Raw genomic sequence first — 13,903 nt, 5'->3', positions numbered from 1 at the left:
TAATGAATAACCAGCCTGAATTGCGAGCATGATGTGAGTGTTTTTCCGGATCTCTGTGCGATAGAACTTAATTGCCAGGCCTCAGCTATTGAGTTATTTCAGCGCTGTCAGCATGAAAGCTACGCACTGTTACTGGACTCTGCCGCGCAAAGTCATGAGAACTGTGCCTACGATATTATCTTCCGGCAGCCAGAGTTGGTTTTAAGCTGCAAGGCAGGAAAACTGAAAGTATCGGCAGATAACCCGTCAAAACTTCCTCCCGTGCCCGAGTCGGCAGCTGAACTTTGCCGTTATGCCGAGCAATTGAATCAGTTATCAGGTCGTTATTCGGGGCCTGCTGAACTGCCTTTTCAGGGCGGCTTTGCCGGCGCTGTTGGCTATGACCATGGCCGCTCACTGGAAGTCATCCCTGAATTCAATGCAGATACCTATCAGTCACCCGATGCAGTACTGGCCTATTACAGCCAGGCGTTGATTATCGACCGGCAGAGCGAAACGGTCTGGTTAGTTGCGCCAATAGAACGGTCAGAAGAGCTTCGCGCATTCTGGGAGCAACCAGTAGCAACAAAAAAGCCTGACACTTTTCAATTGCTAAGCGACTGGCAAAGCAATATGAGCGAGCAGCAGTACATCGGCAAATTTGACGCGGTACAAAACTACCTACTGGCTGGAGATACCTACCAAATTAATTTAGCGCAACGGTATTCAGCCAGTTATCAGGGCAGTGAATGGTCCGCTTACCTTAAATTACGACACGCTAATTCAGCACCGTTTTCTGCCTTTATGCGTCTTCCCGGCAGCGCTATTCTGAGCCTGTCGCCGGAACGCTTTTTGCTAACCGACGCTAAGGGGCAAGTAGAAACAAAACCCATTAAAGGTACACGTCCGCGATTTGACGATACGCACAAAGATCAAGCCAGCCAGCAGACTCTGTTAAGCTCAGAAAAGGACCGGGCAGAAAACCTGATGATTGTGGATTTACTGCGTAATGATCTCAGTAAAAACTGTGAGCCGGGCAGCATCAAAACCCCAAGCTTGTTTACCATAGAGAGCTTTCCGGCGGTGCATCACCTGGTTTCTACAGTAGTCGGTAAATTACAGTCCGGTCGCACCGCGTTAAGTCTGTTTAACGGCGCCTTCCCGGGTGGTTCTATTACCGGCGCGCCGAAAATTCGGGCCATGCAAATTATTGAAGAGCTGGAACCGAATCGTCGTAATATTTACTGCGGCAGTATGGGCTACTTTTCTCAGCACGGTCGCAGTGACACCAGTATTACCATTCGTACGTTGCTCGCCGAAGACGGTCAGTTATACTGTTGGGCTGGCGGCGGCCTGGTCGCGGACTCAACGGCAGCAGAGGAGTACCAGGAAACTAAAGATAAAGTGTCACGCATACTGCCGGTGCTAGCCTCATGACCATAAACAGTCGCGCTGATTTTATGCGTCGCTTCAGCATGCACCCATCCCTACCGGCGGAACGTAGAATTGATGAGCCACTGCGTAAACGTTTGCGCCCGGCAGCAGTGTTAATTCCTATTATTGAGCGTCCGCATGGGTTGTCGCTGATACTGACCAGGCGTTCCAGCAAATTACGCAAACACGCAGGGCAAATCAGTTTCCCGGGAGGTCGCTTTGACGAAACCGATAGCGATTTACTGGACACGGCTCTACGAGAAACTGAAGAAGAAATTGGCCTGCCCCGCAGTCAGGTGGAGGTTATTGGACGCTTACACGACTACCCAGTGCTGTCTTATTTTATGATCCGACCTTACGTGGCTTTTGTCTCACCACAACAGCCGCTGGTTGCCGAGGAAAGTGAAGTTGCTGAAATTTTTGAAGTACCGCTGGCTGATATTCTCGATCATGGGAACCACTACGTTTATCGTATTCGTAAGTTTATCTATGACCGCGTGTATTTCATCCCCTGGCAGCACCGGAATATCTGGGGCGCAACCGCCGGTATTTTACGTGAGTTATCAGAACAACTGCAGCCCGACGGAAAAAATCACTTCAGACCACTGAACTGACCACTTATTTTTGCTCAAAACTTGCTTCCCCCCACATGAGTCGTGCGACAATACTATAATAAACAGAGTACGCATGCGCGACAGGTAAGGATAAATATGATCAGCGTTTTTGATATCTATAAAATTGGTATTGGTCCTTCCAGTTCTCATACTGTGGGGCCGATGAAAGCAGCCTATGAATTTTTGCATGCCGCAAAAAAATCAGGGCATTTAAATAACGCGGATGGAATAAAAGTCGAATTGTTCGGTTCACTTGGCCAAACGGGTAAAGGTCATGGTACCGGCAAAGCCGTTATTCTTGGGCTAGTCGGGGAGACTCCCGAAACAGTAGACACTGACAGCGTGGAAGATTTTCTGGAGCAAACTCGTAAGACTGAAAAGCTGAATTTGCTTGGAGAGAATGAGGTTTCCTTCCCCAGCGAAGGCGCCATTACTTTTCACCGCCGCAAAACCATGCCCAAACACGCCAACGCTATGGAATTGAAACTGTTGAAAGACGGCGAAATCATCTATAACGACCTTTATTACTCCATCGGCGGTGGCTTCATTGTGCGCGATGAAGATTTCGACGAAACGCTGGAAGAAGCGATAGAACAGTCGTCTAAACCGATTCCATATCCGTTTGACAGTGCTGCAGACCTTCTGGCGCATTGTAAAGAGCACGGTATGCGCATGAGTTCATTAATGATGGCTAACGAAAAAGTCTTCCGCAGTGAAGAGGATATTCGGGCTGGATTAATGAAAATTTGGCGCACCATGCAGGAAAGCATCAAAAACGGCATTACCACCGAAGGTATACTGCCGGGTGGACTTAAAGTTCGTCGCAGGGCATCGGCTTTATATCAGCGCTTGAAGAAAGAAAAGTCGAGCGATGCCATGCAAGTCATGGACTGGGTAGATTTATACGCTTTAGCGGTTAACGAAGAAAATGCCGCTGGGGGTCGTATCGTCACCGCTCCTACCAATGGCGCAGCTGGTATTATACCCGCAGTTATGAGTTACGCTGACAGATTCATAGAAACGCTGGACGAGGACTCAGTGGTTCGCTTTCTGCTGACCTCCGCTGCCATTGGTATTCTTTATAAAAAAAATGCTTCAATTTCGGGTGCTGAAGTCGGTTGTCAGGGTGAAGTGGGTGTTGCCTGTTCAATGGCTGCAGGTGCTCTGGCCGAATTTATGGGCGGTGACCCGTCAAGAGTCGAGAATGCGGCAGAGATCGGTATGGAACACAACTTGGGCTTAACCTGTGACCCTGTGGGCGGTTTAGTACAAGTGCCGTGTATTGAACGAAACGCCATGGGCTCGGTTAAAGCTATCAATGCTGCCCGCTTAGCCATGCGAGGCGAAGGCGACCACAAAGTGTCACTGGATAAAGTGATTAAAACCATGTGGGATACCGGCAACGATATGAAAACCAAGTACAAAGAAACCGCTCGCGGCGGTTTGGCAGTCAATATTATTGAATGTTAAGTGTTTGACGCTACTGCCGGTGCTTAGCGCATCGGCAGTGAGCAACTGTCAAAGAGTTTATCAATCTCATCCTGACTTTTTAGCTGAGTAGCTTTTTGTACCCTATCGCGCGTTAAATGTGGGGCGAAGTTCTCAATAAAGTCGTACATATAAGTACGTAAAAAAGTCCCTCGGCGGAAACCAATCTTAGTCGTACTGTGCGTAAAAAGATGCTCTGCAGGTATCGCCACTAAATCGGTATCTTCTTTTGGGTCGTAAGCCATGCTAGCCAGAACCCCAATGCCCAACCCCATTCTGACGTAGGTTTTTATTACATCAGCATCGGTTGCTGTAAAAACAATTTTAGGCTCATGTCCGGCATCGGCGAAGGCTCTATCCAACTCGGAACGACCAGTGAAACCATGCACATAAGTGACCAAAGGAAACTGAGCAATATCATCAATAGATAGCTTACTCAGTTGCGTAAGCGGATGTGATTTAGGCACAACAATAGACCGGTTCCAGTGATAACAGGGCAACATAATAAGGTCGTGATATAAATGCAGCGCCTCGGTCGCAATGGCAAAATCTGCCCGCCCTTTCGCCGCCGCCTCACTAATTTGCTCAGGGGACCCCTGATGCATATGCAGTGAAACTTTTGGATATTGTTGAATAAATCGCTGAATAACGGACGGCAAGGCATAGCGAGCCTGAGTATGGGTCGTCGCAATGTTGAGTTTACCCTGGTTTGGCAAGGTGTGTTCAGCAGCAACCGTCTTAATTGACTGAACGTTATCCAGAACCTGCTGAGCGACCGCTATGATGTCTTTACCCGCTGGCGTTATGTGAGTCAGGTGTTTGCCTGTCCGGCCAAATATCTGCACGCCCAGCTCGTCTTCCAGCATTCTGACTTGTTTACTAATGCCCGGCTGCGAGGTGAATAAGCTTTCAGCCGTAGCAGAAACATTCAGGTTATGATTTGTTACTTCAACAATGTAACGTAACTGCTGTAATTTCATTGAGGAACGTGCCACTCTAGTTTGCTAAATGTGATATAAGAAAATACTATAATAATCTTGATAACTATGACAAATATAAAAGCTATCGCAACAGTATTTTGTCTAAGCTTCTATTTGGACCACAGGAACGATCATCTATGACCCAACCCGCATTTGATTTTTCAACCGTCCTGGCGTCTTCCGTGCACGACATGAAAAATTCACTGTGCTTACTCATTCAGATGATAGAAGAAGTATCAGAACAGGTCACCGACAGCAGTTCAACAGAAAAAATGGCGAAAGTCCATTACGAGGCTCAGCGTATCAATTCAAGTTTGATGCAAATGCTCACGCTTTATCGCAACGATAATAACGCCTTACCACTCAATAGCGACCAGCACCACGTCGACGAACTCGTCGAAGAGCTTTTGCTAAACAATGAGCTCTATCTTGAACAGCGTAACATTACTGTCAGTACCGACATTGATGAAACAGCAACAGGCTGGTTCGACAGAGAGCTGATCTTTCATCTACTTAATGACATCATCATTAATGCAATGCGCTACACAGCCGATAAGCTCTTTATAAAAGTAGAGATAACCGAAAACGGTGGATGTCGTATTATGGTTCACGATAACGGCGATGGTTTTCCTGCTAGAATGCTGGAAAACGCCGCGATGCCGATACAACACTTAAATATTCAACAATCCCGGACAGGGTTAGGTCTATATTTTGCCCAGATGATAGCAAGTGCCCATGCGCGAAATAATAAAAAAGGTTTTATCGAGCTAAAAAATAATGGACACTTAGGTGGTGGTGTTTTCTCTTTAACATTGCCCTGAAAAATAATTATAACTTAACGAGCGTAATATGATTTACACCATTGTCATCGCATTGATTATATTACTAATAATAATGGCAATTATAGTCGGTGCGGTACAACAGAACAGACAGCGTTTAGAATTAGAGCGTCGCAAAAAGATGGCGCGTTTTCGCAGTTCGCTTGAACAGATTGAAGATCTCATTCATATGTCGAGCTTCTTCCCTATTGGTAAATCCATGCTGGTGGTTCTTAATAGCCGTGCGTTAGAAATACTTAAGAGTATGAATGCTGTATCGCCTTCAAAAGACTATAAGGCTCGAATACAGAGCTACGAAGAGCGTATACAAAGTGTTGACCGTAATGACACTTCGTTAATCAGTGAAGACTTTGAGATCCCGGAAAATAACAAGCAAATCATAGCAATGATCAACGGGCTCAAGCGTTTGCGTTCTACTTTACGAAACGAACATTCCCGCGGCCGGGTCGACAGCAATGTTTTTAGTGTCGAAGATCAACGTTTGACCAAGTTGCAACTGAAAATTAATATTGAGACCTTAATACGTCGCGGACGTCATGCTTACGAAAGCCAGATGTTAGGCTCCGCCAGACAGTATTATGAAAAAGCATTACGCACGATAGAAGACCAGAGCTTTAGTGACGACTACACTACGTCGCGCCAGCAATCCATTAAAAAAGCACTGGAAAAAATTGCACAAGAGCTAAAAGATGCTCATACGCGTGATAAAGAAAAACACAAAAAAGAAGACGATTTAGAAGAACTGTTCCAACCTAAGAGAAAATGGTAGATAGAATGCCGGACTGGAAAGACCAACTCAGCCAAATGGTATATTCAACAGACTCGGGGCGTATTGATCCAGAGCCTGAACCAGAGGAAGTTCCTGAGGGCGATGGTATTGTTCGCCTGCGCCGGGAAACCAAAGGTCGAAAAGGCAAAGGAGTAACTATTGTTACCGGACTGGATAAACCGCAATCAGAGTTAAAAGCAATAGCCAAAAAACTCAAGCAACTCTGTGGCGTTGGAGGCTCGGTTAAAGAATATGAAATAGAGTTGCAAGGTGACCAGCGCGACAGTATTGAAAGCTGGTTGAAAAAGGAAGGCTATAAAGTTAAGCGTGCGGGCGGCTAAGGTCGTATTCAATATATAAACACCGTCCATCGTCACGCCACTCAACATGGCTTGAAAAGTTTCTTATAAGCTGTAATCCACGACCAAACGCCTGTTGTTCGTCATCTTGAGATACTTGCTGATATTCCGAAAAGCCATTCTCGCTATTGGATGAAATACTGAATGAAAGCAAACTGTTATCCGGCTCGTATTCAATATCGATTTCTATTTCTACGTCCTCTAACACAGCCAGCCGCGCTTCCCGTGTCCGGTAGTATTCATCGAACCCGTGCCCGGTCTCTTTAATTCCCGAGTCCAGCTGCAAAACGCTGTGTTCCAGGGTATTGTTAAAAGCTTCTGCCAACAATAAATACAAGGTTGTTTTGTGCGCGCCAATACCTTCAAGATGACTTAAGGAGTCCACCAGCTTAATAATTGGGTCGTGCCCCTTAATTTCGTTTTCTTTTAGATAAATTACTAACCGGAAAGGCAAATGAGTGACATTAGTATCAGGCTGGTTAACAGGTATGTCGGTGGCTGCACAATCCAGACAAACTAATGAAATATCATCCAACTGCTCTTGCCCTTGTTGAAAGGTTTGTAATGAGCCAACCAGCCCCTCAAAATCTCTCTCGCGGGCATAGCGTAACAACAAAGCCTCGAACCCCCGTTCAGATAAACGCTCATCTGCCCTGTTAGTCATCTCAACCACACCGTCGGTATAGGTTATCAGTCGTGTGTTTTTCTCAACAAAACAGTGGCTCACCTGGCTACTGAACTCTTCAGGAGACAAAATACCTAACGCCATATGCTCAGGCACTAGCCGTTTTTCAACTTCTCCGGCTTCATTTATCAGCAGTGCATCGGGAATGCCGCCATTCCAGTATGTTAAACGTTCACCATTGGCGGACAATTCAGTGACAAAAGCGGCACAAAACATGTCGTCGGGTAACAGCTTAACCAGCTTGCGGTTAAACTCTTCAACCATATTCGCTATTGAAAGCCCTTTTTCAGCTAAATCAAAAAAGGTTTGGGCTACAGGGAGAGCCCCGGTGGCGGGAGCTAATCCGTGGCCGGTAAAATCACCAACAAACAAATAAAAATTTCCCAGAGGCCCAGCTTTGGAGAGAACTAAATCACCATTAAATTCACTGGCCGGTGCCAGATAGGTTTTTAAGAATGGGTATTCTGTTTCGTTTTCCTGCAGCGCGTTAGTCAGCATGTGTCTGACAACGTTTTGCTCTCGCTCCATTCGGTTAGAATGGTAAGCCAGAGCCTCATTTTTACCCTTGAGGGAATAGCTCAACTCGCGAACCCGCGCGTGAGCATTGAGTTTTGCCTGCAAGACAACCGGTTCAAACGGCACACTAATAAAGTCGTCCCCACCAGCTTCAAGACATTTCAACAACGTTTCCTGATCATCCAGTGCCGTAATAAATAAAATTGGCAAATGGACATCGCCGCTTAGGGCTTTTAACCGGGGAGCGGTTTGAAAGCCGTCCATAATCGGCATCATAACGTCCAGTAACACCACGTCCGGCGCCAGGCTGACAAAAATATCGATAGCCTCCATGCCGTTGTGAGCGCAGGTGACCTGATGCCCAAAGCGTTTTATCAGGCCACTCAGCATCACCTGGTTAGCAGGTTGATCATCAACAATCAGTACCTTCATCAGGCAATAACAAACATCTTATCAAAGCGGGATATATCGAGAATACGACGCACGTCCGGTTTAGCGTTAATCAATTGAATGCCCTTTACGCTGCTGCCTAAAGATTTACGCATATTGAGCAGCATACCGAGTGCCGAGCTGTCCAGATAATCGGTTTCCCTCAAGTCGATAATTACGGTTGGCTGTGAATCACCAATATGACTGTAGGCCTGACGGAACTCTTGTACCAGACTAAAGTCAAATTTCCCTTTAATAGCAATAACTAATTGCTTACCATCATTTGAAAAGTCGCGACTAACGTTCATACTCACCTCTTTTTTTAATGAGCATAACACAGATTTTCTGATTGAGTTTATCTGCTGAATACCCTACTCTTTCGATCACAATAAATTCTAATTATGTGATTATGGCAATAGCCTTTGACGAACTCCGTATTTTGCTTATCGAACCTTCCGATGTGCAAAGAAAAGTAATTACTCAGCACCTGAACCAGGCCGGCATTCAACATACCCGTGGCGCTTCAACCATTGCTGAAGCAAAAGAAGAAATACTTCGCTGGCAGCCCGATATTGTCACCAGCGCTATGTATTTTTCTGACGGCACTTCACATGAACTCATTGAATTCATTAATACTAATGACTTAAAAGATACTTTACATTTTATGTTGGTATCATCAGAACATCGTGCCGATCAACTGGAGCAGTTCAAACAAGCAGGTATTATCGCCATTTTACCAAAACCTTTTACGCCAGATCAGCTCCAGCGGGCCATTACCGCCACCATGGACATGATGGAACCCGAGCTGCTTCATCTTGAGCTTTATGATATCGAGGATTTGCGGGTCTTGATTGTTGATGACAGCATGACCTCGCGCCATGTCTTAAGACGTGTATTTGAAAACCTCGGTGTTGAAAGCTTTGTCGAAGCAGAAAATGGTCAGCAGGCCATTGATATCTTAGTGGAACATCAATTTGACTTGATTGTCACCGACTTTCATATGCCGGAGGTAAACGGCAGTGAACTCACTCAATACATTCGTAATAGTTCAGCACACGCTCACACTCCGGTTCTCATGGTGACTGCACGCGCTAACGAGCCGCAACTTGCTAACGTAAAACAAAGCGGGGTCGATGCCTTAACCGACAAACCTTTTGAACCGGCAACGTTAAGAAAACTGATCGCCCGTTTATTAAACAGCTGATCCTGAATTTAAGAATTAATATTTGTTCGTTAAAACGAAAAGCCCCCGCCAGTTGGACTGACAGGGGCTTTTATCATTTTAGCTTTAGCCAAAGAACGGCTATTCAGATGGTTTCTGGCGATACTTCTCGTAAAGCTCAGTATGTCGGCTGCTTAAGCTTACTTGGCGTCCATCGATATAAAGGTGCGTTAACTTCTGCCCAATGGGATCAAGTAAGTCACCTTCAGACACACTCAGTGAAGCGCTTTTACCGACTTCCAGTGAACCCAGCTTGTCAGCAACACCCATAATCTCAGCGGGCTTCAACGTAATAGCCGCAAGAGCCTGCTGTTGCTCCAAACCAAAAGCAACTGCGTTTCCCGCGGCAAAAGGTAAGTTACGTACGTCCCAGTAACCCGGATAAGAAATAGCAAAGTTTACCCCGGCTTCAGCCAGACGAGCCGGCGTGGCAAAGGCCTGATCATAACCTTCGTCATTGCGAGCCGGCAGACCGTAAGGCGAGCCAAAAACAACGGGAACATTAAGCTCGGCTAGCTTATCGGCAATACGCCAGGCATCTCTGGCTCCCATAAGCACCAGTTCAAAACCATACTCCTGACTGGTATCAATGGCCTGCTCCAACTGACGTTTATCGTCGGCATGTACGTACAGCTTCTTACTGCCGTCAAACAAGCCCATCATAGCTTCCCAGCGCTGGTCCAGATCAATTTTACGATCGGCCTGCTTTGCATCGTAGTAAGCCTTTGCATCAGCAAAGACTTTCATTAATTGCTGACGGGATTCCTCGTTCGCTTTACGCTGCTCCTCGGGTGAACGGCTCTCCCACCAGGTATTTACAACGTATGTGCGCGGCCAGGAAACATGCACACCCATTTCTGCCGCTACCAGAGCGTCCTGGTAGTTCCACCCATCTAAATTCATTAAAGATGACTGGCCGGCTACCAGCGAACCTTCAGGGGCGACCTGAGCGTGAGCAATGCCGTGGTAACGTACCGTCGGAATAATTTCCGAGTCAGCATTAAAGGCAATGTGACCGGCAACTTCCGGATGCACATCACCCACTTCACGCGCGTCGCGGGTTGCCCTTACTGCTTCAATTTCATTCAGGCCAATAGTGGTATCCATGGCGATAACTCCCGGATACACGTGCTGACCGGAAATATCGATAACTTCAGCGCCGTCCGGGATACTGACATCCTGACCAATAGCGGTGATTTTACCGTTTTCAAACACTAAGTCTGAGTTGGTAAGCACCCCATCAGAAACGGTATGCAAGGTTCCTCCCTGAAGTACAATAGGGTTGCTTTGCTTTTCGCCCGGAATTTCATCATGTGCCGCAGCACTATTAAGCGTCAGCGCACTGACCAATGCGGCACTAACGGTTGTAAGTAATTTATTCATTAATGTTGTCCTCCGTGCTGATGCCCTTTACCGGTAAAGTGATCTAGCCAAAAGTCGTGTTCAGTATCACAGTGCCAGGTAGGCTGATCCGACTTATAACCGTCTTTAGACCCTATTTTTGCATCACCACCTGCCGCTAAAACTTTCTGGATAAGTGCGTTCTTTTCTTGTTTAACCGCCTGCTGTCGCTGTTTATCCAGTTCGCGGTCGAAAAACTTACGGCCGTTAATCCAGGTTTGCTCTGCTTGCGCATAAGCACTTAAAGGATAATGACTCCAAAGTACGAAATCAGCGTGTTTGCCTTTTTCAACAGACCCCACATAACTGTCCACTTTCAACTGTTTAGCCGGGTTAATGGTCACCATTTTCAGTGCTTCGTGTGGCTCCATATCACAGTACCGAACCGATTTAGCCGCTTCAGTATTTAAACGACGTTGTAAGTCATTACTGTCAGAGTTAATGCTGGTTAAGACTCCGCGTTCTTTCATCAAGCACGCGTTATGAGGGATAGCGTCGTACACCTCAAACTTATATGCCCACCAGTCCGCAAAGGTCGAGCCACTGGCACCATGCTCAGCCATTTCATCAGCGACTTTGTAGCCTTCCAGAATGTGAGTAAAAGTATCCAGGGTAAACCCAAAATCCTCTGCTACTTCCATTAACATCAAAATTTCTGACGCTACATAAGAGTGAGCATGCACAAAACGTTCACTGTTTAGAATTTCCAGCAACGTCTCCAGACGATAATCAGGCCTTGGAGCTGCAGCCCTATTACGTTCTGAACGGCTCATACGTTCATAAGCCTGCTTCCGCTGCTGGTACTCAAGTGCAGCCTGGAAACTGTCACGCATAATGGTCTCAACGCCCAAACGAGTTTGAGGGTAGCGAACGGTCATGTTGTCGCCCCAGTTACTCTGCTTAACGTTTTCACCCAATGCAAACTTGATAGACTCAGGGGCTGCATCGAATTTCATGACATTAGCATCGGTTCCCCAGCGTAATTTAATCACTTGCGCCTGACCGCCAATAGGGTTCGCTGAACCATGAAGCAACTGTGCCATGGTGGTACCACCCGCCAACGAGCGATAAATGTGAATATCATCCGGGTTAATCACATCACCAATTCGAACTTCCGATGTCACCGCTTCAGAACCTTCGTTAACACCACCTTCAATAGCAATGTGTGAATGCTCGTCAATAATGCCCGGAGTCAAATGCATCCCCGCGCCATCAATTTCAGTCACGCCAGACGGCGCAGACAAATTTTTGCCAATAGCTGCAAATTCACCATTTCGAACCAGCACATCCGTTTCTTCAAGAATCCCATCGTCAGTTGCAGTCCAGACCGTTACGTTACGGATAAGGACATCCTGACGCTCCGGCAAACCGTCAAGGCCATATGCCACATTAGGGAACGTCAGCTCGCTAACATATTCCACAGGTTCCGCTTTACCGCTCGTTTCAGTCTCGCTTTCGTCTGAATCCATTTGAGCCTGTAATCTAACTTCTTCACCTTCAGGAGAAACCGCCGTTACTGAAAACGTTCCCTGAGCTTCAGGTTCCACTTTAAAGCGCCAACTTCCGGCCGGTTCTGCATCAAGGTCGGCAACAAAGGATAAAGATTCGTTACCTGACTGCACGTGACGTAGAGCGCTGGTCTTTTCATTTGACTTAACTTCACCGCTCAGCGCGGCACCAGGCTTAATGTCAATCTCGATATCCTGATTATTCAGTTTCATACTGTAATTGCCGACAAAGTCGACTTTATCCCGGGATACCAACTCGTTTTCTTCGCCCTGCAACCAAACTGACTGAATAGTGCCATCCGCGAACAAATCGCCTTTAACCATAACAAAGTCAGCTTTGTAGCCCTGAGCCAGCCTCCCTGCTTTGTCGTCTACCCCGGCAATTTTCGCCGGAATAGTCGTCAACGCTGCAAGAGCCTGCTCTTCGCTCAAGCCATACTCAACCGCTTTACGCAGGTTAGGCCAAAAGCTCTCTGTACTTTCTAAATCGTGTAAAGTCAGAGCAAAGTCCACACCAGCCTCAGCTAACATTGCCGGGTTAGACGGAGCCCGCTCCCAGTGGCGCAACTTTGCTAAATCGACGTCGAGATGCGCATCGACACCGTCAACGTCTGGTGCAGCCGGAAAATTAAGCGGAAGAATTAAGTCACTTCCGGCATTTTTTACTGCATCTAAGCGCGCGTATTCGTAACCCGAGGCTACATACACTGACGGAACTTTGAATTGATCAAAAACATCATCAGCACGCAAGAGTGATTTCTCATTGTCAACCTTAAAAACAATTCCGTTATTCTCTATATCTGTCAGTGAATCAAGCGCCGCATTAAATTCGACCGATTGATTATGCGACTGCTTTCCATAAGAGTTTTCATACCAGTTAGCATCAGATAAGGTTTGTCTGACTAGCGCAATGCTGCCCATCAGAGATGACGGATACTGCTGCTGTGAGGAGCCTTTATCAAATGAACCAAAGTGCTTTGCCTCACTTTGGTAAATAACGTCGTTAGGTATTCTGTCTGCCAGCGAAACCGTTACCGCCTGTCCCTGAAAAATGCCGTCTAAGTTAGCTGACTGGACACTGGTGAAGCCTTGTGACACCCATTTATTTGCATCTTCAGAGTTTGTCTTAAATTCGCTGAACCAGTGTTTTTGCGAGTGAATCGCGTCATTTGCCGCGTTACCACCCTCACGCTCATTGTTATAAATGGGCGTGTCCGAACGTTCCTGCTCACTGCTAACGTTAATTCCGTAGCTGCTGTAGGGGTCAATAAATCCCGGGTAAATTGTATATCCGGTCCCGTCAATCACCCGCGCTCCGGCAGGCGCCCGGTTATTACGCTCAATTGACTGAACGACGCCATTTTCAATAACCAAAGTGGCATTAGTGATAGATTTTCCCGGCTCACTGATAATTGTTGCATTCTGAATTGCCGTCAGACTTGGCGTGTTATCGCGCATTCCGTTTGTCCGGGAAGTCTGATCAGCCGCAACCGACGCGGTCAGTACCGACGTTACCGCTAACGTCAGAGCACTGAACTGATGCACTTTTTTCATGAATTGTCCCCATTTTGACTTATTTTTGTCATTTAGTTATCTCATTAGATAAGTTACTTTGTTATATATAGAGGTGACAAGCATTAACCGACAGATCGTGTATTATTAACGTTCAGTGAATTTAAC

Annotated in this window: 12 protein-coding genes; 7 read left to right on the top strand and 5 right to left on the bottom strand. The window is 46.5% G+C overall.

Going from position 1 to position 13,903, the window contains the following annotated elements; all coding sequences use genetic code 11:
- Window positions 1-33 precede the first annotated feature (33 nt).
- From pabB to Q5L94_RS11865, 3 genes are all read left to right on the top strand, one after another.
- Window positions 34-1,416 carry an aminodeoxychorismate synthase component I gene (pabB, locus tag Q5L94_RS11875; protein WP_317498602.1) on the top strand — a complete coding sequence of 461 codons (1,383 nt, stop codon included), beginning with the start codon at window positions 34-36 and terminating at the stop codon, window positions 1,414-1,416.
- Window positions 1,413-2,027 carry a CoA pyrophosphatase gene (locus Q5L94_RS11870; protein ID WP_317498601.1) on the top strand — a complete coding sequence of 205 codons (615 nt, stop codon included), beginning with the start codon at window positions 1,413-1,415 and terminating at the stop codon, window positions 2,025-2,027. Before pabB ends, Q5L94_RS11870 begins: the two co-directional genes overlap by 4 nt.
- A 96-nt stretch (window positions 2,028-2,123) precedes the next feature.
- A complete protein-coding gene (locus tag Q5L94_RS11865; protein WP_317498600.1) occupies window positions 2,124-3,497 on the top strand; it encodes an L-serine ammonia-lyase in 1,374 nt (457 codons plus the stop codon).
- A 23-nt stretch (window positions 3,498-3,520) separates the two neighbouring features.
- Here the strand turns inward: Q5L94_RS11865 and cysB are convergent, their stop codons facing one another.
- Window positions 3,521-4,495 carry an HTH-type transcriptional regulator CysB gene (cysB, locus tag Q5L94_RS11860; RefSeq protein ID WP_317498617.1) on the bottom strand — a complete coding sequence of 325 codons (975 nt, stop codon included), beginning with the start codon at window positions 4,493-4,495 and terminating at the stop codon, window positions 3,521-3,523.
- 137 nt (window positions 4,496-4,632) lie between these two features.
- On the opposite strand from cysB, the gene Q5L94_RS11855 reads away from it, so the two are divergent.
- The 3 genes from Q5L94_RS11855 to yciH are packed head-to-tail and all read left to right on the top strand — an operon-like array spanning window position 4,633 to window position 6,444.
- Window positions 4,633-5,316, top strand: coding sequence for a HAMP domain-containing sensor histidine kinase (locus Q5L94_RS11855; protein WP_317498599.1), 684 nt, complete (start codon window positions 4,633-4,635; stop codon window positions 5,314-5,316).
- A gap of 28 nt (window positions 5,317-5,344) precedes the next feature.
- On the top strand, window positions 5,345-6,103 hold the full coding sequence (locus Q5L94_RS11850) for a hypothetical protein (RefSeq protein WP_317498598.1): 759 nt from the start codon (window positions 5,345-5,347) through the stop codon (window positions 6,101-6,103).
- 5 nt (window positions 6,104-6,108) lie between these two features.
- Window positions 6,109-6,444 (top strand): stress response translation initiation inhibitor YciH, encoded by a 336-nt coding sequence (gene yciH, locus Q5L94_RS11845; protein ID WP_317498597.1) that lies wholly within the window; start codon window positions 6,109-6,111, stop codon window positions 6,442-6,444.
- Here yciH and Q5L94_RS11840 read toward each other — a convergent pair.
- Window positions 6,425-8,095 (bottom strand): SpoIIE family protein phosphatase, encoded by a 1,671-nt coding sequence (locus Q5L94_RS11840; protein ID WP_317498596.1) that lies wholly within the window; start codon window positions 8,093-8,095, stop codon window positions 6,425-6,427. The two genes, yciH and Q5L94_RS11840, sit on opposite strands and share 20 nt — an antisense overlap.
- Window positions 8,095-8,400 carry an STAS domain-containing protein gene (locus tag Q5L94_RS11835; protein WP_011234950.1) on the bottom strand — a complete coding sequence of 102 codons (306 nt, stop codon included), beginning with the start codon at window positions 8,398-8,400 and terminating at the stop codon, window positions 8,095-8,097. Before Q5L94_RS11835 ends, Q5L94_RS11840 begins: the two co-directional genes overlap by 1 nt.
- A 101-nt stretch (window positions 8,401-8,501) precedes the next feature.
- On the opposite strand from Q5L94_RS11835, the gene Q5L94_RS11830 reads away from it, so the two are divergent.
- Window positions 8,502-9,296: a response regulator gene (locus Q5L94_RS11830; protein ID WP_317498595.1), complete on the top strand. Its 795-nt coding sequence runs from the start codon at window positions 8,502-8,504 to the stop codon at window positions 9,294-9,296.
- Between the two features lie 99 nt (window positions 9,297-9,395).
- Here Q5L94_RS11830 and Q5L94_RS11825 read toward each other — a convergent pair whose 3' ends face one another.
- Both Q5L94_RS11825 and Q5L94_RS11820 read right to left on the bottom strand, forming a co-directional pair.
- Window positions 9,396-10,697 (bottom strand): amidohydrolase family protein, encoded by a 1,302-nt coding sequence (locus Q5L94_RS11825; RefSeq protein ID WP_317498594.1) that lies wholly within the window; start codon window positions 10,695-10,697, stop codon window positions 9,396-9,398.
- The gene (locus Q5L94_RS11820) at window positions 10,697-13,777 is read right to left on the bottom strand and encodes an amidohydrolase family protein (RefSeq protein ID WP_317498593.1); all 3,081 of its coding nucleotides are present in this window, start codon (window positions 13,775-13,777) and stop codon (window positions 10,697-10,699) included. The genes Q5L94_RS11825 and Q5L94_RS11820 overlap by 1 nt, the downstream gene beginning before the upstream one ends.
- Between the last annotated feature and the right edge of the window lie 126 nt (window positions 13,778-13,903).

The organism is Idiomarina sp. Sol25 (genome assembly GCF_033052775.1).
In the GTDB taxonomy this organism is placed as follows: Bacteria; Pseudomonadota; Gammaproteobacteria; order Enterobacterales; family Alteromonadaceae; genus Idiomarina.
The sequence above is the reverse complement of the archived record's forward strand: the minus strand, read 5'-3'. Positions and strand labels throughout refer to the sequence as shown.

What these genes read in the sequence shown, in the direction of transcription:
- Q5L94_RS11870 (WP_317498601.1), top strand. Translation starts at nt 1,413, where the DNA reads ATGACCATAAACAGTCGCGCTGATTTTATGCGTCGCTTCAGCATGCAC.
- Q5L94_RS11865 (WP_317498600.1), top strand. Translation starts at nt 2,124, where the DNA reads ATGATCAGCGTTTTTGATATCTATAAAATTGGTATTGGTCCTTCCAGT.
- cysB (WP_317498617.1), bottom strand. Translation starts at nt 4,495, where the DNA reads ATGAAATTACAGCAGTTACGTTACATTGTTGAAGTAACAAATCATAAC.
- Q5L94_RS11855 (WP_317498599.1), top strand. Translation starts at nt 4,633, where the DNA reads ATGACCCAACCCGCATTTGATTTTTCAACCGTCCTGGCGTCTTCCGTG.
- Q5L94_RS11850 (WP_317498598.1), top strand. Translation starts at nt 5,345, where the DNA reads ATGATTTACACCATTGTCATCGCATTGATTATATTACTAATAATAATG.
- yciH (WP_317498597.1), top strand. Translation starts at nt 6,109, where the DNA reads ATGCCGGACTGGAAAGACCAACTCAGCCAAATGGTATATTCAACAGAC.
- Q5L94_RS11840 (WP_317498596.1), bottom strand. Translation starts at nt 8,095, where the DNA reads ATGAAGGTACTGATTGTTGATGATCAACCTGCTAACCAGGTGATGCTG.
- Q5L94_RS11835 (WP_011234950.1), bottom strand. Translation starts at nt 8,400, where the DNA reads ATGAACGTTAGTCGCGACTTTTCAAATGATGGTAAGCAATTAGTTATT.
- Q5L94_RS11830 (WP_317498595.1), top strand. Translation starts at nt 8,502, where the DNA reads ATGGCAATAGCCTTTGACGAACTCCGTATTTTGCTTATCGAACCTTCC.
- Q5L94_RS11825 (WP_317498594.1), bottom strand. Translation starts at nt 10,697, where the DNA reads ATGAATAAATTACTTACAACCGTTAGTGCCGCATTGGTCAGTGCGCTG.
- Q5L94_RS11820 (WP_317498593.1), bottom strand. Translation starts at nt 13,777, where the DNA reads ATGAAAAAAGTGCATCAGTTCAGTGCTCTGACGTTAGCGGTAACGTCG.